This is a genomic window from Mycobacterium pinniadriaticum (genome assembly GCF_026242045.1).
GTDB classification, from domain to species: domain Bacteria; phylum Actinomycetota; class Actinomycetes; order Mycobacteriales; family Mycobacteriaceae; genus Mycobacterium; species Mycobacterium pinniadriaticum.
The window spans coordinates 1-21294 of sequence record NZ_JAPJDO010000061.1; the positions used below are offsets into that span (position 1 = coordinate 1).

Annotated in this window: 20 protein-coding genes; 16 read left to right on the forward strand and 4 right to left on the reverse strand. The window is 60.6% G+C overall.

Annotation, left to right across the window (positions count from 1 at the left end; genetic code table 11):
- The first annotated feature begins 215 nt into the window (after nt 1-215).
- Nucleotides 216-998, forward strand: coding sequence for a FadR/GntR family transcriptional regulator (locus tag ORI27_RS31195; RefSeq protein WP_266001057.1), 783 nt, complete (start codon nt 216-218; stop codon nt 996-998).
- Between the two features lie 33 nt (nt 999-1031).
- On the opposite strand, the gene ORI27_RS31200 is transcribed toward ORI27_RS31195, so the two are convergent.
- Nucleotides 1032-2204: a thiolase family protein gene (locus ORI27_RS31200; RefSeq protein WP_266001059.1), complete on the reverse strand. Its 1173-nt coding sequence runs from the start codon at nt 2202-2204 to the stop codon at nt 1032-1034.
- A gap of 309 nt (nt 2205-2513) precedes the next feature.
- On the opposite strand from ORI27_RS31200, the gene ORI27_RS31205 reads away from it, so the two are divergent.
- The 5 genes from ORI27_RS31205 to ORI27_RS31225 all read left to right on the forward strand — a co-directional run bounded on the left by ORI27_RS31205 (nt 2514) and on the right by ORI27_RS31225 (nt 6708).
- Nucleotides 2514-3314, forward strand: a complete 801-nt coding sequence (locus tag ORI27_RS31205; RefSeq protein WP_266001084.1) for an enoyl-CoA hydratase/isomerase family protein — start codon at nt 2514-2516, stop codon at nt 3312-3314.
- Nucleotides 3305-3490: a hypothetical protein gene (locus ORI27_RS31210; protein ID WP_266001062.1), complete on the forward strand. Its 186-nt coding sequence runs from the start codon at nt 3305-3307 to the stop codon at nt 3488-3490. The genes ORI27_RS31205 and ORI27_RS31210 overlap by 10 nt, the downstream gene beginning before the upstream one ends.
- Before the next feature lie 614 nt (nt 3491-4104).
- Nucleotides 4105-4410 (forward strand): hypothetical protein, encoded by a 306-nt coding sequence (locus tag ORI27_RS31215; RefSeq protein ID WP_266001064.1) that lies wholly within the window; start codon nt 4105-4107, stop codon nt 4408-4410.
- A gap of 59 nt (nt 4411-4469) precedes the next feature.
- Nucleotides 4470-5372 carry an SDR family NAD(P)-dependent oxidoreductase gene (locus ORI27_RS31220; protein ID WP_266001066.1) on the forward strand — a complete coding sequence of 301 codons (903 nt, stop codon included), beginning with the start codon at nt 4470-4472 and terminating at the stop codon, nt 5370-5372.
- 154 nt (nt 5373-5526) lie between these two features.
- On the forward strand, nt 5527-6708 hold the full coding sequence (locus ORI27_RS31225) for a CaiB/BaiF CoA transferase family protein (protein ID WP_266001068.1): 1182 nt from the start codon (nt 5527-5529) through the stop codon (nt 6706-6708).
- A 262-nt stretch (nt 6709-6970) separates the two neighbouring features.
- Here the strand turns inward: ORI27_RS31225 and ORI27_RS31230 are convergent, their stop codons facing one another.
- Nucleotides 6971-8137: an acyl-CoA dehydrogenase family protein gene (locus ORI27_RS31230; RefSeq protein WP_266001070.1), complete on the reverse strand. Its 1167-nt coding sequence runs from the start codon at nt 8135-8137 to the stop codon at nt 6971-6973.
- A 202-nt stretch (nt 8138-8339) separates the two neighbouring features.
- Between ORI27_RS31230 and ORI27_RS31235 the strand changes: the two genes are divergently transcribed.
- Together ORI27_RS31235 and ORI27_RS31240 are read left to right on the forward strand one after the other, a co-directional pair.
- Nucleotides 8340-9095, forward strand: a complete 756-nt coding sequence (locus ORI27_RS31235; protein WP_266001072.1) for an SDR family NAD(P)-dependent oxidoreductase — start codon at nt 8340-8342, stop codon at nt 9093-9095.
- Between the two features lie 10 nt (nt 9096-9105).
- On the forward strand, nt 9106-9885 hold the full coding sequence (locus ORI27_RS31240; protein WP_266001074.1) for an enoyl-CoA hydratase/isomerase family protein: 780 nt from the start codon (nt 9106-9108) through the stop codon (nt 9883-9885).
- A 15-nt stretch (nt 9886-9900) separates the two neighbouring features.
- On the opposite strand, the gene ORI27_RS31245 is transcribed toward ORI27_RS31240, so the two are convergent.
- Nucleotides 9901-11052, reverse strand: coding sequence for an acyl-CoA dehydrogenase family protein (locus ORI27_RS31245; RefSeq protein ID WP_266001076.1), 1152 nt, complete (start codon nt 11050-11052; stop codon nt 9901-9903).
- A 311-nt stretch (nt 11053-11363) separates the two neighbouring features.
- On the opposite strand from ORI27_RS31245, the gene ORI27_RS31250 reads away from it, so the two are divergent.
- From ORI27_RS31250 to ORI27_RS31285, 8 genes are read left to right on the forward strand one after another with little or no spacing between them, the layout of a single operon-like run.
- On the forward strand, nt 11364-12131 hold the full coding sequence (locus ORI27_RS31250) for an MlaE family ABC transporter permease (RefSeq protein WP_266001077.1): 768 nt from the start codon (nt 11364-11366) through the stop codon (nt 12129-12131).
- Nucleotides 12128-12982: an ABC transporter permease gene (locus tag ORI27_RS31255; RefSeq protein ID WP_266001078.1), complete on the forward strand. Its 855-nt coding sequence runs from the start codon at nt 12128-12130 to the stop codon at nt 12980-12982. The genes ORI27_RS31250 and ORI27_RS31255 overlap by 4 nt, the downstream gene beginning before the upstream one ends.
- 4 nt (nt 12983-12986) lie before the next feature.
- The gene (locus ORI27_RS31260) at nt 12987-14390 is read left to right on the forward strand and encodes an MCE family protein (protein WP_266001085.1); all 1404 of its coding nucleotides are present in this window, start codon (nt 12987-12989) and stop codon (nt 14388-14390) included.
- Nucleotides 14387-15415, forward strand: a complete 1029-nt coding sequence (locus ORI27_RS31265; protein WP_266001079.1) for a virulence factor Mce family protein — start codon at nt 14387-14389, stop codon at nt 15413-15415. The genes ORI27_RS31260 and ORI27_RS31265 overlap by 4 nt, the downstream gene beginning before the upstream one ends.
- Nucleotides 15412-16734: an MCE family protein gene (locus tag ORI27_RS31270; protein ID WP_266001080.1), complete on the forward strand. Its 1323-nt coding sequence runs from the start codon at nt 15412-15414 to the stop codon at nt 16732-16734. The genes ORI27_RS31265 and ORI27_RS31270 overlap by 4 nt, the downstream gene beginning before the upstream one ends.
- Nucleotides 16731-18092, forward strand: coding sequence for a virulence factor Mce family protein (locus ORI27_RS31275; protein ID WP_266001081.1), 1362 nt, complete (start codon nt 16731-16733; stop codon nt 18090-18092). Before ORI27_RS31270 ends, ORI27_RS31275 begins: the two co-directional genes overlap by 4 nt.
- Nucleotides 18089-19219 carry a virulence factor Mce family protein gene (locus tag ORI27_RS31280; protein WP_266001082.1) on the forward strand — a complete coding sequence of 377 codons (1131 nt, stop codon included), beginning with the start codon at nt 18089-18091 and terminating at the stop codon, nt 19217-19219. The genes ORI27_RS31275 and ORI27_RS31280 overlap by 4 nt, the downstream gene beginning before the upstream one ends.
- 1 nt (nt 19220) lies before the next feature.
- Nucleotides 19221-20690 carry an MCE family protein gene (locus ORI27_RS31285; RefSeq protein WP_266001086.1) on the forward strand — a complete coding sequence of 490 codons (1470 nt, stop codon included), beginning with the start codon at nt 19221-19223 and terminating at the stop codon, nt 20688-20690.
- A gap of 141 nt (nt 20691-20831) precedes the next feature.
- On the opposite strand, the gene ORI27_RS31290 is transcribed toward ORI27_RS31285, so the two are convergent.
- Nucleotides 20832-21209, reverse strand: a complete 378-nt coding sequence (locus ORI27_RS31290; RefSeq protein WP_266001083.1) for a transposase — start codon at nt 21207-21209, stop codon at nt 20832-20834.
- Nucleotides 21210-21294: the final 85 nt, after the last annotated feature.

A 21294-nucleotide genomic window follows, 5' to 3' on the forward strand; every position in this document is an offset into this window, starting at 1 on the left:
CCAACGCCGGTCTTGATCGAATACCTGATTCCGTGATGATCATCCTCGGGAAGGTGCGCCCACTTTCACGCCACCTCGCCGAGCCTCATCCACAGGTATTGATCATTGCTCGGTGCGGTAGGCTGAATTAATATACGATATTGACCGGTGAAGCCGTGCCCGCGTGACAGCCGTAGGGCCTCGTCCCGTAGTGGTTTGAGGACAGAAAGGGCGCCGTGGCCGAGAAGGTAGCGCCAACCGTGGCGTTGATCGGTGACGTCATCCGTCCGCCGAAGGCTGCGGAGATGATTGCCGCCAGTCTGCGCCGCCAGATCGTCCGAGGTGATCTTGTCGAGGGCGATCCGCTGCCTCCCGAGGGAACGCTGATGCAACAGTTCAGCGTGTCACGCCCTACGCTTCGTGAGGCATTCCGTGTTTTGGAGGCTGAGTCGCTCATCACCATATCCCGTGGTGCACGCGGCGGCGCACGGGTTCACACACCGAACGGTGATGGGGCCGCGCGGTATGCAGGCCTGGTGCTCGAATATCAGGGAGCGACCCTTCGCGATGTTTTCGATGCGCGACTCGTAATCGAGCCAGGCTGTGTTGCGCTCCTCGCATTGAGCCGGACGAATGAAGACTTGGCGCTGTTGCGGGAGGCAGCTGCTAGAGCATCGGCTGCGATCAATGACCCGGTGAAGCTGATCAGAGAGCAAACAGAGTTCCACGCGCTGCTTATCGAGCTGTGCGGCAATCAGACGCTGCGACTGCTCTCGGACATGTTGCGACACATCGTCGACCGTGCGAACTGGCGCACCGTCGACGTCGATGCGGGGTCGACCGACAACGTGCGCGCGAATCGAAAGGGTCATCGCGCACACCATCGGGTGATTGACTTAATCGAAGCAAAAGATGATCGAGGCGCTGCGGAGTTGTGGCGCAAGCATCTCAAAGAAGCTGAGGCGTACATCCTCAGAGGACCTCTGTCAGAACAGACAGTGCTTGATCTGCTTGAGTGAATTCAGGTGTCGCGAGGCGATCCGGGCACACGCCTAGATCCGTTCGACAATTGTCCCGGTACCGAGACCGCCACCGCAGCACATGGTGATCAGTCCGTAACGTCCGCCGGTGCGAGCTAGCTCATGGACGGTTTTTGTGATGAGCATGGCGCCAGTGGCGCCGAGGGGATGGCCGAGCGCGATGGCGCCGCCGTTGACGTTAACTCGACGAATGTCGGCGCCGGTCGATGCGCGCCAGGCCAGCACGACGGATGCGAACGCTTCGTTGACCTCGAAGTGATCGATGTCGTCGATGCCCAGGCCATTGCGCCGCAACAACTTCTCTGTGGCCGGAATCGGCCCAGTCAGCATCAATACCGGGTCACTACCCACCAGCACCGTGTCCACAATGCGGGCAATCGGCCGAATGCCGAGTTGTTGTGCCCGTTGGGAGGTGCTGAGCAGCAGCGCCGATGCGCCATCGGCAATTTGTGATGACGTACCCGCTGTGTGCAGGGCGGGTGTGCGTTCTGCCATGGTCGGTTTGAGCGAGGCGAGACCCTCCAGTGTGCTCGGACGGGGACATTCGTCTCGATCGAAGATGCGGGTGTCGTTGTGTCCGCTCTCGCTCCCGGCAGGAACCGTTACGGGAACGACCTGCTCGGTGAACCGGCCCTCTGAGATTGCCGTGGCGGCTCGTTCCTGGGAAGCGAGGGCGAATTCATCGAGTTCGCTGCGGTCAAGTCCCCACCTCTCAGCGATCCGCTCAGCACCCTCGAATTGGGTTGTGACCTCGTACCAGCTCTTGTATCGATCGTTTCTGCCGGTGCCGTATTCCGGCACGGCAGATGCCTGCATCGGAACCTGGCTCATCGACTCGACGCCGGCTGCCACTGCGACCTCGAGGAGTTCCGAGCGGAGCAGAGCGTGGGCGAGAGTGGTCGCCTGTTGTGAAGACCCACACTGGGCATGGGTGGTTGAAGCGCCAGTAGTGAGCGGCAACCCGGCGCCCAGCCAAGCATTGCGGGCTATGTTGCCCGACTGTTGTCCGACTTGGTTCACGCACCCGACGATTACCTGTTCGACAAGTGCGGGGTCGAGATCAGTCCTAGCGAACATACCTATGAGTAGATCGCCCAGTAGATCTGGTGATTCGACCTTGGCAAGTGACCCGTTCCGCTTGCCGATGGGTGTGCGCACTGCCTCCAGGATGACGACGTCAGCCACTGAATCTCCTTAGATTGATCAATCGTTATGCTGCAAGAGCGATCGTTGGCAAGCTTCTGTGACTCCTGCCGTCTGCGACCACGCTTGGACCGAAAAGCGTCTGTACACACTCGACCCTGCTTGATCTGGTGCGATGCAAAGACTCCAATGATCACACTTTCCAATGACTTCCGGTCATGTCTGTTACGGCGCAGGTTGTTCGGCTGGATCAAATGCCAACTGCGGGTGACGGCGTTCCGAGGGGCACACTGCAACGAATGAACTCAATGATATAACTATTCATGGTCGGGAATCCACAATGGAGGTGTGATGGCGGGACCCTTTGCTCCTGAGCTTTTGGTCGAGGATGGCGCCAACGGCGTTCGCCTTGTAACGCTCAACCGGCCAGAGGCGCTGAATGCCGCCAACCAGCGACTGCACGAACACCTCGCAAAGGTGTGGACCTACCTCGCCGAGGACGATGCCGCCCGAGCGGTGGTGATCACCGGCGCCGGGGAGGCATTCAGCGCCGGCGGTGACATGCATCATCTGGTTCACCTCAGGCAGGATCGTTCCTTGCGACGGCGGGAGATCGCCGACGCTCGGCGGATGGTCCAAGCCATGATCGACTGCCCCCTTCCGATCGTCGCTGCGGTCAACGGGCCAGCCGTGGGTCTGGGCTGTAATCTGGCTATCCTGAGCGATGTTGTCTTGATCGCTGAGAATGCCTATCTCGCAGATCCCCACGTCTCAATCGGACTCACCGCTGCTGATGGCGGCGCGCCCATATGGCCAACGCTCGTTGGCTTGTTGCGGGCGAAGGAATATCTACTCACCGGTGACCGGATCCCTGCGCAACGCGCAGTGGAATTCGGATTGGCGACCCGATCGGTTTCGCATGAAGACCTGCATGCTGAGGCACTGCGGGTGGCTTATCGCCTTGCTGCACAGCCAATGCATGCCCTTCGTACGACGAAGCGGGCGCTCAATCTTCACATAGCGCGAGCTATGAGCGGCATCCTGGAGTATGCGCTTGCCGAAGAGTTCGCGTCGTTTGACACTGAAGAACATCAGAAAGTCGTGGATTCCTTTGTGGCGCGCAGTTCTCGACCATCCGAGCCATGCTCATGACCGCTGAAGCCTCGGAACGGCTCGACCCGAGTCTGTACCGTGGCGAGCTCAGTCGGTTTCTCGACCCAGAACAGATCTTCTTGGATCGGTGGCGCGTCTTCCTGCCGATCGTCGAGGAGACGGTGGCCGAGCACGCCGAACTTGTCCGGTTTCTCTGCCCTCCATCGGCTCTCTGAAGCGCATGCGGCGATCGCTCCCGCTGGGGCCCTTTGGATGCTGCATGGACCGACAGCCGACCCTGGGCTGCAACAATGGCGAAGCTGTGGGCGGGTTGCGTCCAACAGGAGCCCGCCAAGCGAGTGCTCCATGTCTGCGGTGCCATGGGGCTGACACGCGAGCACCCGCTCCGTGGTTACGTAGCCCGAGAAAATGGCCTTAGACGCGTTGTATGGTCCGTATCAGAGCCTTGCTGAGTGGACGGGTTGTGAACTGCTACTTGGAGCGAGGCGGGATGGCCCTCCCGTGTATCGCGCAGATCTGACAGCTGAGATGGGCAGCGCTGGTGCGGCACGGCCCTAATCGGTCAACAGCGAGCTGCGACTTGGCGAGTTCTGTGCGGACTTCGGCAGTACGGCATCGGGCTGCTAAACCCCCCTGCGCACCGCGCGACCGTAACGCTTCGACGATCCGGCCGGGCACGTCTACTCGACCTCCGTTGCGTAGCAGGACACGTAGTTTCCCCCTAGTCCAAAGCAGGGGTCCCGACCACGCTGAGGTCAAGCCAGCGATTCGCATGCTCTCGAATTCTCCATGCGGTATCAAAGGACGGCCCAACTAGAAGGTGGTACCGGTGGTCAAGCTCTTGAACCGCGTCGCAACCCTCGAATGTCCCGACACGGGGCCGCTCGACCCGGCGCAGAGTACCGAAGCAACCCTGGTCACTGCCGTAGTTGACCTCCTGCTCGACTGGGACTTGCTCGACATCGACATCGCACTCACTGAGCTCGCGGAATGGCTCGAGATCACTCCATTGACAGCTCGGCGCACCCTGCAGCGGCTGGGGATGCTGCCCGGAGCGCTGGTGAGCATCGATCAATCAGAGCAGGCCATGGTGCGGATCCGGATCGAAATGGACCGCTGCCCTCTGACCTGCTAGTGTCTCTAATTCGGTAAATTATTACATCTAATCTCGGATAGCCATCGGGAGGCTCCTGCATGACGTTGCTGGACGGGCGGGTTGTGATCGTCACGGGCGGAGGACGAGGCCTCGGTCGGGACCATTGCTTGGAGCTGGCTAGGCAAGGAGCCCGAGTCGTCGTCGACGACGTTGGCATCGCTCTCGGTGGTGAGGGGGCCGGCGAGAACATTCCCGCGGAGGGGGTCGTTGAAGAGATCCGCCAGATGGGTGGGGATGCTGTTGCCGAGTTCACCTCCGTGTCGGACTGGGCTGGAATGGCGGCCCTCGTCCAACGTACGGTTGGGCGTTGGGGTCGCCTGGACGCGATCGTCAACAACGCTGGCATCGTTCGCGACCGGATGATCACCTCGCTTGATGAAACCGACTGGGACGCAGTCATTGACGTTCATCTCAAGGGGACTTTCACCTTGACCAAACATGCCTGCGCATACTGGCGAACACAGGCGAAAGATGGACTGGCGGTAAGCGGACGCATCGTCAACACCACCTCGGGTGCTGGGCTCTTCGGGAACCTAGGGCAATCACCCTATGTGGCAGCAAAGGCTGGCATTGCTGCCCTCACGATCACGACCGCACTCGAGATGGCGAGGTATGGGGTGACTGCCAACGCGATCTCCCCAATTGCCCTGACGCGGATGACGGCAGGGTCGATCATGGTAGGACGCGAGCAGGTCGACGGCTGGGATCCGATGGATCCAGCCAATGCCTCTCCAGTAGTGGCGTGGATGTGTTCCGAGGCATCAGGCTGGTTGACTGGCTCGGTGCTGCGTGTCGAGGGAGATAGCATCGTGCGAGTCAACCCATGGTCGATAGACGAGCGCACGCGCGTCCGGTCGACGACCGGTCAGCGACTGGAAGCGCAAGAGATCGACCTTGGCCTGCGTCGTGGCTTGGGGGTGTTCCCGCAAGGGGCTCGATAGTAAATCGCCTGCGTCGATTCCGTCTGGACGACACTGATCGAGTATCCGAATCTGAAGCAGCGCGGCGCTTTCGGCGCAGTTTATCTCTCGAACCCCTTGACCGCTGGCCCACTGTCGACAGCTCAGGGATCGCAGGAAGGAAGGACCACAGAGGATGGGACCCCTGGAGGGTGTGCGCATCATTGAGATGGCTGGCCTCGGCGCGGTGCCATTTGCCGGGATGCTGTTGTCGGACATGGGCGCCGAGGTGATCCGCATCGATCGACTGGCTCAACCGCAACCGGGATCCGACGGATATGAAAGCCAATGGCGTTCCGCCGACCCGCATGCGTATGTGATGAATCGCGGACGTCGCTCAGTCGCTGTGGACCTGCGCATCGATGCGGGAAAGGAATTGGTGCTCGACTTGGCGGCGCGTGCGGATGTACTCATCGAGGGCTTTCGTCCTGGCGTCATGGAGCGACTGGGTTTGGGGCCAGATGTGTGTGGGCAACGAAATCTCCGCCTCGTGTATGCGCGGCTGACGGGGTGGGGCCAACAGGGACCCCTCGCGCAGACTGCCGGTCATGACCTGACCTATCTCGCAGTCACCGGGCTTCTGAGAACACTCGCGCGCCCCGGGGAGCGCCCCGTCACACCCACCGGCCTCTTGGCAGACCTGGCCGGTGGTGGCCTCATGGCCGCGTTCGGTGTGGTGTGTGCCCTACATGAGGTGAACAGGTCGGGACAAGGCCAGGTAGTCGATGCCGCGATGGTGGACGGTGTGGCATCGCTGACAGCGATGTTGCATAGCTTGATGGCGCAGGGCCGTTGGCGTGACGAGCCGGGCGTCAACTTTGCTGATGGAGGTGCACCGTTTTACGACGTCTACGAGGCTGCTGACGGCGGCTATGTTGTATTGGCCGCGCTCGAGACCAAGTTCTACGACGAGTTCCTTGAGCGGGCTGGCCTTGACGCCGGACAGATTCCATCACGGGACGACACCGAACAGTGGCCAGCGCTCCGAAAAATCCTTGCAGATGTGTTCAGGAAGCGAACGCGTGCCGAGTGGCAAGCAGTCTTCGATGACACCGATGCGTGTGTCGCGCCGGTGCTGTCTTTGACTGAGGCTCTTCAGCACCGACACCTTTCCGCGCGTGAAACCTTCACTACACGATGGGGTCTGGCGCAACCGGCACCATGTCCGCGATTCAGCCGGTCGCAGCCGGAGCTGAACCGTCCGCCTGCTATACCTGGTGCCGACAGTCGGTCGGTGCTGATCGACTGGGCGATTGACCCCTCAGTCGTTGACCATCTGCAGCAGCTGGGAGTGGTCTCGCCTCAGAACGAATGCTAACGCAGGTTGAAAGATCAGCGAGGTGCCAGTCGCACTCAGATGGTGTGCTAAGTTGCGTCCCAACGTTCAAGGGTTCGCCAGGACTGAGGTTCGCACCCTCGCATTGAAACCGAGGACGTGAGCCAGAACCCGTGATGTGACCGCTGATTGCGCACCCGTATTGACACCGATTCCCTCTAAGGGCGCCTCAAATGCAGGCAATCTGGTGTGACGTTCTAGATGGATGTCCATCCGGGAATCGATGGGAGTCCGCGGTGTCGTCCTAGAGCCGGTTGCGTTGCGCGTCTTTGACGAGTCCGCCTCCGATGATGAGGCGCTGAATTTCGCTGGTGCCCTCGTAAAGTCGTAACAGCCGGACCTCGCGGTAGATCCGCTCGACCGGTACGCCACGCATGTATCCCGCTCCGCCGTGGACCTGGACCGCGAGGTCGGCGACGTTGCCTGCCATTTCGGTGCAGAACAGCTTGGCCACCGACGGTGCGATCCTGCGGTCCTCGTCGTTGACCCACTTCTGTGCCGCGTCGCGAACCAGCGCGCGGCCGGCCATCACCCCGGTCTGCTGGTCGGCCAGCATCGCCTGCACCAGTTGGAAATTGCCGATCGGCGTGCCGCCCTGCGTCGCGGTTGCCGCGTAGGCGACGGACTCGTCGAGCGCACGTTGGGCGGAGCCGACCGCAAGCGCGGCGATGTGGATGCGCCCACGGGCCAGCGAGGTCATCGCCGCCCGGTAGCCGATGTCCTCGCTGCCGCCGATCAGGGTGTCGTCGCCGACCCGGACGTCGGTGAAGTTCACATCCGAGGTCCAGGCGCCCTCCTGGCCCATCTTGGCGTCCTTGACGCCGATCTCGACGCCGGGAGTGTCCGCGGGCACCAGGAACACGGCGATCCCCGCCCCGTTTGCGTCGGCGGGCCGGGTGCGGGCGAACACGATGAACAGGTTCGCCACCGGCGCGTTGGTGATGTATTGCTTGCGGCCGTTGATCACCCAACTCTGGCTGTCGCGAACGGCTTTCGTCTTCAGGCCGGACGGATTGGAGCCGGCGCCCGGCTCGGTCAGGGCGAACGACGCGATGACGTCGCCGGAGGCGATCGGCTCCAGCCAGCGTGCCCTCTGCTCGTCGGTGCCGAACCCGACGAGGACCTGCCCGGCGATGCCGTTGTTCGTGCCGAACATCGACCGCAGCGCCAGGCTCGTGTAGCCCAGTTCCATCGCGAGTTCGACGTCCTGGGCGATGTTCAAACCCAGCCCGCCCCAGTCCTGGGGGATCGCGTAACCGAAGAGGCCCATCTTCTTGGCCTGGTCGCGCAGATCGTCGGGCACTTTGTCCTCGGCGAGGATGTCCGCCTCCTTCGGCACCACGGCGGTCCGCACGAAGTGGCGAGTCTGGGTCAGGATCTCGCGGAAGTCGTCATCGCTGACGTCGGTCATCAGGCTCCTTCGGGTGGGGTGGATATCGCTCGACACTGGCGCCGAGTCCGATCACTAGTCGAGTGTGGACAACCTTCGACTGCCGGCATATAGTAGCGTAAATCGCTAAATCATTAATCTAGTCACTAGCAATGCGGCGGACCCCCTAGGGGTCACCGCCTGGTCGCCAGCAGCGAGTGCAATCACACGAACAGGGGGCTGAGTGAGGCTCGATGGAAAGGTCGCTGTGGTCACGGGCGCCGCCCGGGGCATCGGCGCCGCAATTGCCCGTGAACTTGCCGCTAAGGGCGCTGCCGTCGCCATCGCCGATCGTGATGCACACTCCGCACAACTGATTGCAGAGCAGCTCAACGAGCGGTCACCACATCGGGCGCTCGCCGTCGCGGTCGACATCACCGACGATGAGGCCATTCGCGCAGTGGTGGAACGTATTGGCCGCGACTTGGACTCCATCGATATCCTCGTCAATAACGCCGCAATCGACGTGATCCAGCCCTTCACCGACAACACTGCGGACACATGGGACCGGATCATCGCCGTAAATCTTCGAGGCACCATCGCGATGACCCGTGCAGTGCTGGATGGAATGATCGAACGGCAGCGGGGCCGGATAGTCCACATCGCCTCAGATGCCGGGCGCGTGGGATCCTCTGGAGAGGTCGTATACTCGGCTACCAAAGGCGGTGTCATTGCCTTCGGCAAGGCGCTCGCGCGAGAGACAGCCAAATCTGGGATCACAGTCAACACAGTGTGTCCCGGGCCTACCGAGACCGCGTTGCTCGAACAGGTAGCTTCGTACAGCCAGCGGATGTACCAGGCACTCTCCAAGGCGATTCCGGTCGGCAGGACTGGAAATCCTGAAGACGTCGCACCACTCGTGGCATTTCTTGTGTCAGATGAGGCCAGCTATATTACTGGGCAGACGATTTCAGTCAGCGGTGGCCTGACGATGATATGAGAGGCATCCTGTGCAGGACGTTCTGACAGTTGACCGTAACGACGGCATTGCCATACTAACGTTGTCGGAAGCTGCTCGCCGCAACCCGATTGGGACGGCGCTGCTGGCCCAGTTGGACCGGGCAATCGAATCGATGAGAACCGATGACAATGTCCGTGCGTTGGTCCTGTGCGGCGAGGGCGCGGCATTCTCGGCCGGAGCGGACTTGACCGAGATAGCAGCCTTTGGAACCGCGATTGAATTTCACAGCTTCATCGGGCGGATCTCCAGTACTCTAGATCGCTTGCAGGAGTTGTCCAAACCGTCGGTTGCGGCGCTGCATGGCTTTGCGCTGGGTGGTGGATTCGAACTGGCACTCGCGTGCGATCTACGAGTCGCAGAGCGGGGCACGCAACTTGGGCTTCCGGAGGTGAAACTGGGACTCCTACCAGGCGCCTCTGGCACTCAGCGCTTGACCCGGCTCGTGGCCCCGACGGTCGCACGGCAGATAATCCTGACCGGTGAGCCGCTCACGGCCGAGCGTGCCTACGAACTCGGCCTCATTGTAGATCTCGTCGACGCTGGTGAGTCGCGTCCTGCCGCAATTCGGCTGGCGCAGAGCCTTGCTGCGACAGCACCGTTAGCATTAGCGGCCGGTAAGCGCCTTATTGACGGCGGAGCAGCAATGAGCCTGGCTTCAGCAGTCGCCTACGAGCGCGAGGCTGTGTCGATGCTGTTCACATCGAGTGATCGCGATGAGGGTCTACGAGCATTTCGGGAACGACGCAAGCCTGTCTTCCGCGGTTGCTGAATTGCCGACTCGTCGTCACGTCAGGGATGATCTCAACCGTAACGACTGAGTGGCGATAATCACCTGCTGGATCTGGCTGGTGCCTTCGTACAAACGGAAAAGTCGCGCATCGCGGTAAATTCGTTCAACAGGGACGCCCTTGATATAACCTGACCCGCCGTGGATCTGGACTGCGCGGTCAGCGACACGGCCCACCATCTCGCTGCAAAAGTACTTCGCGCACGATGGGCCGATACGCGTGTCCGAACCGTCGTCCATGGCTCGCGCGGCTTCCAGGGCAAGAGCCCGTCCAGCATAAAGATCGGTCTGGCTGTCGGCGAGCATGCCCTGCACCAACTGAAAACTCCCGATCGGTCGTCCCGACTGGTGACGGTGGTTGGCGTAGTCCAGCGACTCATCGACTAGCCGCTGCGCCATTCCGACGCATAGTCCAGCAATGCGAGCCCGACCTGGCCCGAGACTCCGTAAGGCCGCACTGTACCCTTCTCCCTCGCCACCAATCATCGACGTCGCGGGCACCCTGACAGAGTCGAAGTGGACGTCCGCGGTGAGTTCACCAGCCTGACCCATCTTCTTGTCGCGCGGCCCGACACTGAGACCCGGGGTGCTTCTCTCCACCAAGAATGCCGAGATTCCTTGCACCGCGGCTGCATCGGGATCGGTGCGTGCGAACACCACGAACACATCCGCCACAGGTGAGTTGGTGATGAAGCGCTTGCTACCGTCGATCACCCAGTCCCCGCCTTCGCGCCGGGCTGAGGTTCGGAGTGTCGACGGGTCGGATCCGGCTGTCTCCTCGGTTAATGCAAAGGATGCAATCACCTCGCCTGACGCTATCCGGGGTAGCCAATCGCTCTTCTGATCTGCAGATCCTGCCTCGAGCAGGACCTGTCCGGCGATACCGTTATTCGTCCCGAACATGGCGCGAAGCGCGGGTGTGGTGTATCCGAGCTCAAACGCCAGACGGACTTCGCATTCCATCGACAGTCCCAAGCCCCCGTAGACGACTGGGATGGCAGAACCGAACAGGCCCATGGATCGGCTGATGGTCCGAAACTCGTCCGGGATTTCGTCATCCTGCTCGATCCGCGCCTCGGCCGGCACGACCCGATCGCGCACGAATGCCCTCACAACCAAGAGGGCTTGTTCAAACTCAGCCTCGTCCACGTCTGGTCCCGTCTCACTGATCGTTCATCAATTCCGAATGGACTATACAGTGCAATGATCAAACTATATAGTGACTCGGTCGCCCTTTCGAGTTGGAAGGTGGTCAGCGTTGCGGGCTCGCTCCGTGCGGTCACCACAAGGGATGACGGTGATCACCCTCGGGTGACGTTGAAAGGAACGATGGTGGCTAGACATGATCAGCGTGGATACGCTCAGGGGGCGCTCAATCAACTCGCCTATCCACCGCTGCTACCCGCGATAGCCACGTCTTTCACGATGATCGACCAAATCGAAGATCGTGTGGGGATGCTATGAGCGCGTCGTATGCACTCACCAAGCCGGTGCGTGCGATGGGCGGCTTCTTCGCCATGACCCTCGACACCTTCGTGTTGATGTTCAAACCACCATTCGCATGGCGAGAGTACTTACTCCAAACCTGGTTCGTCGCCCGAGTTTCTCTGCTGCCGACCCTCATGCTGACCATTCCGTACGCCGTGCTACTGGTCTTCACGTTCAACATCCTGTTGATCGAGTTCGGTGCGGCCGACTTCTCCGGCACCGGCGCCGCCGTCGGCACCGTGACACAAATCGGGCCACTGGCCACAGTGCTGGTCATCTCTGGAGCTGGCGCCACCGCCATGTGCGCGGACCTCGGATCCCGTACGATCCGGGAAGAACTGGATGCGCTGAAGGTGATGGGTATCAACCCCATTCAAGCACTGGTAGTTCCGCGGGTGTTGGCCGCCACCACGGTTGCAGTTGCACTGTCATCGACGACGATCCTGGTCGGGCTAACCGGCGGATACTTCTTCAGTATCTACGTCCAGCACGTATCGCCCGGCGCATACGTGGCCGGTTTGACACTCATTACGGGTGCCAGTGATGTTGTCATTTCCCTGATCAAAGGTGCCTTGTTCGGCATGGCGGCCGGCCTGATCGCCTGCTACAAGGGCATCTCCGTGGCCGGGGGGCCTGCGGGTGTCGGCAACGCCGTAAATGAGACGGTCGTCTTTGTATTCATGGCGTTGTTCGCGATCAACATCATCGCCACGGCTGTCGGCGTACAGGCGACACTATGACCCGAGGTGTGTCCCGCGCGCGGCTCCCGCGAGTGTCGCGCAGTCTGCAAGGTCTTGCCGCAGGCTGGAATCGGATTGGCCTGCAAACTCAATTCTATTTCATCTGCATGCGGGCTATCGCCGACGCCGTCGTGAACTACCGGACCGAAGTTGTTCGGCTCATCGCAACCATGGGCCTAGGCGCCGGGGCGCTGGCGGTGGTCGGTGGCACGGTTGCGATCGTAGGTTTCTTGACCCTCTCGACCGGTGCACTGGTGGCCATCCAGGGTTACAACCAGTTTTCGAGCGTTGGCGTAGAGGCACTCACAGGCTTTGCTTCGGCCTTCTTCAACGTCCGCTTGATCGCTCCGGGCACCACTGCCGTGGCTCTATCTGCCACTATTGGCGCCGGCGCGACCGCGCAACTCGGTGCAATGCGAATCAACGAAGAGATCGATGCACTAGAGGTAATCGGGATACGCAGTATCGCTTACCTTGCCTCCGCGCGAGTGGTTGCCGGCGTGATCGTGGTCGTCCCGCTGTACTGCATTGGCGTCCTGATGTCATTCATGGCTGCGCGGCTGGGGACCACGGTCGCATACGGACAGTCAACCGGCGTGTATGACCACTACTTCAACACCTTCCTCAACCCAACCGACCTCGTGTGGTCGTTCGTCCAGTCGATCGCGATGGCGACCGTGATCATGCTGGTCCATACCTTCTACGGCTTCACCGCATCAGGTGGTCCCGCAGGTGTCGGAGAGGCCGTCGGGCGAGCGGTCAGAACTTCACTTGTCGTCGCGGCATTCACAGTGACCGTGATTTCCCTTGCAGTTTACGGTCAATCCGGCGACTTCAACCTCGCGGGGTAACAGCATGCAACCTAGAGCTGGAGAGCGGACGATGCCGCCGGCCCTGTGGACACTGGTGCTCGTCGGTACGATCCTCGCCATCATCGCGGGGACAGTGGCGCTATTCACCGGTGTTTTCAATTCAGTCGTTCCGGTCACCCTGACATCCGACCGCTCCGGTCTGGTGATGGAGTCGGGGGCCAAGGTGAAAATGCGTGGCGTACAGGTCGGGCGAGTTGTCGGCATTGAGGGGGGCAGCCCGGTCAGACTCAGGCTGGAGTTGTATCCGGATGCAACCAAGTACATCCCTGCCAACGTCGAGGCACAGATCCGCGCCACCACGGCTTTCGGCGCCAAGTACGTCGATTTCACCTACCCCAACGATCCGAGCCCAAAGCACATCGCGGCTGGAGCGGTGTTGGTGTCACGCAACGTCAGCACCGAGGTCAACACGGTGTTCCAGAACATCATCGACGTTCTCAAGAAGATCGACCCGCCCAAGCTGAACGCCGTTCTGACAGCAGTGGCGGATGCGGTACGCGGGCAGGGCGAACGAATTGGTCAGGCGACCGTTGATGCGAACCAAGTGCTGTCGGCCATCAATCCGCGGATGGACACAGTGGATCAAGATTGGCGGTCTTTCAAAGGGTTCAACGACACCTACAGTTCGGCAGCTCAGGATATCTTGAGCACGCTCAACGCGGCCAGCGCGACGTCAGCGACGGTGAAATCCCAGGAGTCTGATCTGGATACGTTGTTGCTCAATACGATTGGGCTCTCGCAAGACGGGATACGTCTCATTGGGCCCAACAAAGACACTCTTGTTCGCGCTGTCAACGTGCTCCAGCCCACGACGGACCTGCTGATGAAATACAACCCCGAGTACACGTGCATGCTCCTGGGTGCCAAGTGGTTTCTCGACAACGGGGGCTACGCCGCTGTCGGTGGCAACGGCAGGAGTCTGATGGTGGATGCGGCGTTACTGCTTGGCGATGACCCTTATCGATATCCGGACAACTTGCCAATCGTCGCGGCCAAGGGGGGCCCTGGCGGCAAACCGGGCTGTGGCTCGCTTCCGGACGTTACAAAGAACTTCCCAGTGCGACAGCTGATCACCAACACCGGCTGGGGTACCGGCGTCGACATCCGCCCGAATCCCGGAGTCGGATTCCCCGGCTGGATGAATTATTTCCCCGTCACGCGCGCGGTGCCCGAGCCACCCAGCATCCGTAATCTGGGAGGTCCAGCGCCCGGGCCGATGCCCTACCCGGGAGGGCCGGCGTACGGCGCACCCCAATTCGGCCCTGATGGTGCACCGCTGTACCCACCATCGCCGGGATCTCCGCCGGCATCAGATCCGATGCCCACACCGTCGGCATCGGTTTCCCCTGAGGGGACCAGCGTGCCCAGCCAAGGGAGCCAGCCGTGAGAGACAATCTGGGTGCGGCGATCTGGCGTCTGACGGCCTTCATGGTGGTATGCGCACTGGGCACGTTTGGCCTGCTGATGGTCTTCGCTCAACTCCGCTTTCAGGACGAGAATGTCTTCAAGGCCGACTTCACGAATGTAAGTGGTCTGGAGAGCGGCGATTTCGTACGCATCGCTGGGGTAGAGGTCGGCAAGGTAAAGCGCATTTCCATCAACGCCGACAACCTCGCGGTCGTGGAGTTCTCCGCAGACGACAGCGTTGTGCTAACCGAGGGAACAAAGGCCCTGATTCGCTACGATAACCTGATTGGCGGTCGCTATCTTGAGCTGAAGGAAGGCGCCGGAGGTGTCAAGCGACTCAACCCAGGCCAAGAAATACCTGCAGACCGCACCGAGCCTGCTCTAGATCTCGATGCACTGATAGGTGGGTTCCGTCCGCTGTTCCGCGCGCTTGACCCCCAGCAAGTCAACGCCTTGAGCACCCAGTTGATTCAGGCCTTCCAGGGCCAGGGAGCGGCGATCGGCTCTTTCCTGACCCAGACGGCGTCGTTCACCAGCACACTTGCCGACCGGGATGAGGTCGTCGGGCAGGTCATTACAAATCTCAATGTTGTTCTGGGCTCGCTCGGAGATCAGAGTAAGCAATTTGACACGGCGGTCGACTCACTCGCCCAACTGGTCGAGGGCCTCGCGGCACGAAAGACCGACATCAGCAATGGTCTCGCCGCCATGAATTCGGCTGCATCGTCGGTCGCCGATCTTTTCAGCCAAGCCCGCGAGCCGTTCAAAAATGTTGTTGCACAGTCTGATCGAGCGAACTCGATCGTGGTGGCCGATCACGAATATGTCGACAATCTGATCAATACACTCCCCGATGCTTACCAGGCACTGGGGCGCTTGGGGTTGAACGGTGACTTCTTCACCTTCTACCTGTGCGATGCGGTACTGAAGGTGAATGGAAAAGGGGGACAGCCGGTCTACATCAAGGTAGCCGGCCAAGACACGGGACGGTGTGCGCCTCGATGAGAGCATTCTCAGAGCGGAATTCGCTAATTGTCGGTGCGATCGGTCTGGCGGTTGTAGCCGCTGTCGTTGTCGGTGCGCTTCAGTACAAGAAGCTGCCATTCTTTCACGCTGGCCGGCAGTACTCGGCTTACTTCTCTGAGGCGAGCGGCTTGCACTCCGGCGCCCCGGTGCAGGTAGCTGGGTTGAAGGTGGGTGAAGTGACCAGTCTCGAACTTGACGATACCCGCGTCCTAGTCAAGTTCGACGTCGACAAGAGTGTCCGAATGGGTGACCGCACCGAGGCCGCTATCAAGACCAAAAGCCTGTTGGGGGCGAAGATCCTCGAGATCTTCCCTAGGGGTGACAAGCCATTGTCCGAAGTGATACCAATTGATCGCACAACGCCTGCCTACCAGCTGCCCGACGCGCTCGGTGATCTGGCAAACACGATCAGCGGTTTGAACACCGACGAACTGAACAAGTCTCTGACCACGTTGGCACAGACCTTCAAAGACACCCCACCCGACCTCAAGGCCGCCGTCGAAGGCGTGGCTCGATTCTCCCAGACCCTCGACGAGCGCGATGCGCAGGTCCGCGGATTACTCGACAACGCGCGGAAGGTGACCGGCGTCTTAGCGCAACGAAGCGACCAGGTCGTCGGCCTGATCGCCAACACCAATGCGCTCCTGGTTCAGTTGAATTCTGAAAGTACGGCGCTAGAGCAGATTTCACGCAACATAGTTGGCGTAACCCGCCAGCTGTCGGGTTTCATCGCCGACAATAAGAGCCAATTGCGGCCGTCGCTGGACAAGCTCAACGGAGTGCTAACCATCCTCGACAACCGCAAGGAGCGGATCCAGATATCGATCAAGAAGCTAAACGAGTACGCGATGTCGCTGGGCGAAGTCGTGGCGTCGGGTCCTTTTTTCAAGGCTTACATTGCCAATCTGTTGCCGGGCCAGTTCGTGCAGCCGTTCGTGGATGCTGCGTTCTCTGATCTCGGACTTGATCCCAATGTGCTCCTGCCATCGGAACGGACGGACCCGCAGGTAGGTCAACCAGCCACTCCCGCTCTGCCGGTTCCGTACCCCCGTACTGGGCAGGGCGGGGACCCGGCGCTGAATCTTCCCGACGCAATCACCGGAAAGCCGGGAGACCCCCGGTACACCTACCGTGAGCCCGAACCAGGTCCGCCGCCCGGCGGTCCGCCACCGGGCCCGCCGGCAAACTCTGCTCCGGAAAACGCTTCGGTTCCACTACCCACACCTAGCCCCGTTCACCAGCCGGCGCCGGGAGAGGCCCCTGCAAGTGCCGGATCACAGGTCGGAGGGTCGCGATGAGGATGCGAATCGAAACCCCTAAGGCGCGGATCGCCTTGGCTATCACAATGGCGGTAGTTCTGGTATGCGGGATCGTGTTGGTGGCGCGGGCCACAGAGCACGCTGAACGCGCACGTGTGACTGCCTATTTCGACAACAGCAACGGCGTCTTTCCTGGCGATGACGTGTTGATGCTTGGGATACCAATCGGGCGAATCGACACGATTGAACCGCAACCAACACGGGCCAAGATCACTTTCTGGTTCGATGCTAAGTACAAGGTGCCTGCCGACGCCAAGGCCGTGATCCTGTCGCCACAACTCGTTACAGCGCGGGCGATCCAGCTGACGCCGGTCTATACCGGTGGACCGGTAATGACCAGCGGTGCGGTCATTCCCCAGGACCGCACTGCAGTGCCTGTCGAATGGGACGATTTTCGTCAGCAGCTCGAAAAGCTCAGCTCCAGCCTGCAGCCTGGGCCCGACGGAGTAAGTCCTTTCGGCGCATTCATCAACTCCACCGCAGACAATCTGCGCGGCCAGGGTGCGAAGATTCGCGACACCGTCATCAAGCTCTCCCAGGTCTTCTCGACCCTGGGTGATCACAGCAATGACATCTTCTCCACCATCAAGAACTTGTCAGTGTTGGTCTCTGCGCTGCATTCGAGCACCGACCTGATGCAAGCGCTCAACAGCAATCTCGCTTCGGTGACTGCCCTGTTGGCGGACGACCCGGACGCCATAGGTCAGGCCATCGACGGATTGAACACTGCCGCCGGCGACGTCAGCGCTTTCATAGCCGATAATCGCGAATCGCTCGGTACGACATCTGACAAGCTGGCTTCGATCAGCAAGGCGATGGTGGACAGCATCGATGACATCAAGCAGATGTTGCATGTGGCTCCGCCCGCATTCGCCAACTTCATCAACATCTACGAGCCCGCGCATGGGTCCTTCACCGGCGCGCTCGCGGTGAACAACTTCGCCAACCCGATCTCATTCCTTTGCGGGGCCATACAAGCGGCTTCGCGGCTTGGAAATGAACAGGCGGCCAAGCTATGCGTCCAGTACCTGGCGCCGATCGTCAAGAACAGACAGTTCAACTTCCCGCCAATCGGCGTGAACCCGTTTGTCGGCGCGGAGGCGCGTCCTAACGAAGTGACCTACAGCGAGGACTGGATGCGTCCCGACTACAGGCCAGCAGCAATTCCTGGTGACACCCCGCCCGCTGCGGCCCCGTTACCCAACACCCCACCGCTCGGAAACGACGGTCACCCGGCAGCGGCGGACGCCCCGGCTCTCCCCGCCGAAGCCGGGGAGGCCACGGATCCGGGTAAGGGTCTTGCGGGAATGATGGCACCGCCAGGTGCTGGATCATGAGACCAATTCGCTTCCGCTGTACCGCGATTCTCGTCGTGTTGTCATTGGGTTTGTCGGGCTGCGGCTGGCGAGGTCTCAACTCGGTTTCGCTTCCTGGCACCGAAGGCCGAGGGCCGGGTTCGTTCGTTATCCATGCGCAACTGGCCGACGTGACCAACATTCAACAAAACTCTCGTGTACGAGTGGGCGATGCCACCGTGGGCAACGTGAGTAAGATTGAGCGCCAGGGTTGGCATGCGTTAGTGACAATGACCATCAACTCCGATGTAGATCTACCCGCAAACGCCACGGCCAAGATTGGCCAGACAAGCCTATTGGGCTCATTGCATATCGAACTCGCACCACCGACCGATGAGCCGCCTCAAGGCAGGCTCCAGAATGGTTCGCTAATCCCGCTGGACAGGGGCAGCTCATATCCGACAACCGAGCAGACCCTCTCGGCGGTCTCGATGTTGCTCAATGGGGGCGGACTTGGCCAGATCCAAGACATCACGAGAGCATTCAGCACCGCTTTCGCTGGGCATGAGGACGATCTGCGCAGTTTCATTGTGCAGATAGACGAGTTCACCCGCCATCTGGATGCGCAGAAACACGACATACTAGAAGCGACTGAAAGCCTCAACGGGCTGGTCAGCCAGTTTGCCGACCAGAAGCCTGTTCTTGACCGGGCATTGCGTACGATCCCGCAAGCGCTCGCGGTGCTGAGAGATCAGCGCAAGCAACTTGCCGACGCTTTGGACCAACTTGGGAAGTTCAGCGCACTCACGGCCGACTCGGTCAACCAAACGAAACAGGCGCTCGTTCAAGAGCTTAAGGATCTCGGGCCGGTGTTCGAATCGCTGGCCAACGCTGGGCCGTCACTCACCCGCTCGCTTAGTTTCCTGGCAACCTTCCCGTGGCCGAATGAGACTATTCGCAACTGGGTGCGCGGAGACTACGCCAACCTGACTGCGGTCATCGACCTGACTTTAAGTCGAATAGACACCTCCCTGTTCACCGGCACACGCTGGGAGGGCGATCTGACCCGCCTGGAGATGCAGTGGGGAAGGACCATCGGGCAACTCCCATCACCGGCTACAGCCGGTAACCCACTTGTCATCCCGTACCACCTGGATCAAGGACCGTGAAATGCGTCTACAACGCCGGATCAAGATTCAGCTTGGACTTTTCACAATAATCGCGATAATCGCCGCGGCGGTAATGGTAGTGGGCTATATGCGCCTGCCCGCAGTGCTTTTCGGTGCGGGCCGTTATACGGTCACCGTCAAGCTGCACGATTCCGGTGGACTCTACAAGAGAGGAAACGTAACTTATCGTGGGACTGAGGTAGGCCGCATCGAAGCAGTGCGCCTAACTGATAGCGGTGCTGAGGCAAAGCTTTCGCTGGATCGCGATATCAACATTCCTTCGGATCTCGACGCTGAGGTTCACAGTCAATCGGCAATCGGCGAACTCTATATCGCGCTTCTCCCACGCAATGGCACTTCGCCGCCCCTGAAAGACGGTGACGTGATCCCGGCCAACCGTACGTCGGTGCCGCCTGACATCAACAGCTTGATTGATGCCACCAACCGAGGGCTAGCGAGCATCCCGCAGGACAACCTCAAGACAGCGATCGACGAAAGCTACACGGCCGTAGGTGGTCTAGGCCAGGAGCTGTCGCGGATCGTGCAGGGCTCCACTCAACTCGCCATCGACGCCCGCGCCAATCTTGATCCGCTGGTTTCCCTGATTGATCAGTCCGCGCCGGTTCTCGATTCGCAGCGAGATAGTGCTGACACGATCCGTGCGTGGGCGGCCCATCTGTCTGCCATTACTGGGCAGCTGCAGACGCACGACGCGTCGTTCGCCGGGCTGCTCCACAAGGGGCCGCAGGCGGCAGAAGAGGCGCGCGAACTTTTCGAACGGTTACAGCCGACTCTGCCGCTGCTGCTTGCCAACCTGGTCACCGTGGGTGAGGTTGCAGTGACCTATCAACCCGCCATTGAACAACTCTTGGTCCTGCTACCGCAGGGGACTGCCAACGAGCAGGGCACGATACTTGCAAACCGTGACACCCAGTTACCGTTCAAGGGCATGTATCTGGATTTCAACCTCAACATGAACCTGCCTCCGCCATGCACAACCGGATTCCTGCCGATCCAGCAGCAGCGAGTACCGACATTCGAAGACAGTCCAGACCGCCCTGCCGAGGACATATACTGCCGCATACCTCAGGACAACCCGCTCGTCGCTGTACGAGGAGCTCGGAACTACCCGTGTATGACGGTGCCTGGTAAGCGAGCCCCCACTGTCAAGATGTGCGAGAGCAACGAGCAGTACGTTCCGTTGAACGACGGCCAGAACTGGAAGGGTGACCCCAACGCGACCCTGTCGGGGCAAGACATCCCCCAGCCGTCACCTGGACCGGCTCCGGTGCCCGGTCGATCTCAACATGCGGATTCTGCACCGGCACCACTGCCTATCGCGGCGGCGGAGTACAACCCCGCCAACGGCTCCTATGTCGGCCCGGACGGCCAGGTGTATCGACAGCTCGATCTTGCCCCCGAGGGCAGCAAACAGACTTGGCAGACGATGCTTACGCCGGCTGGAAACTGACCTGATCGAGGTGCGACTTGGCCTCGAAGCTGTGCGTGGAGTCGAGAGTGAAGCGGGTTCGGTAATGAGATCGTGAACGTGAAAGTGGCTTCGCTCAAGCGGATGTAGGGGTAAGCGGGCTCTTCGATTTTGACCGGGCAATCAGCATGAAGTCTGGGTTGCGGCCCGCTGTTTGCGGGTGCAGTGGAATCGTATCCGGCGGGCGGAGTGCTCTCGATTCCGGAATCCGCAGCTGACACGTTTGACCTGTTTGACCAGCCGGTTGTAGCCCTCGGTGCGGGCGTTGGTGATGCCGGTCTGGACGAACGCGTTGATCTCGGGCCACCAGTCGTCGACGGTGCCGGCGAGGGTGAGCAGTTCGGGGATCTGGGAGTCGATGCACCAGGACAGGAATCGGTGCAGCCGGTGTCGGGTCAGGTGCGGGTCGCCGCCAACACGGACGGTGGACAGCAGGGTCCGCAATTCTTCTTTGGTGATCCAAGCGGTCAGGATCGGGCCCTGCCCCCGTGTGTTGGACACGCTTAATCCCGCAAGATTGGCGGGGGAAGCGAGATGATCCACCACGATGGCAAGGAAAAATTATCCCGACGAGTTTAAACGGGAC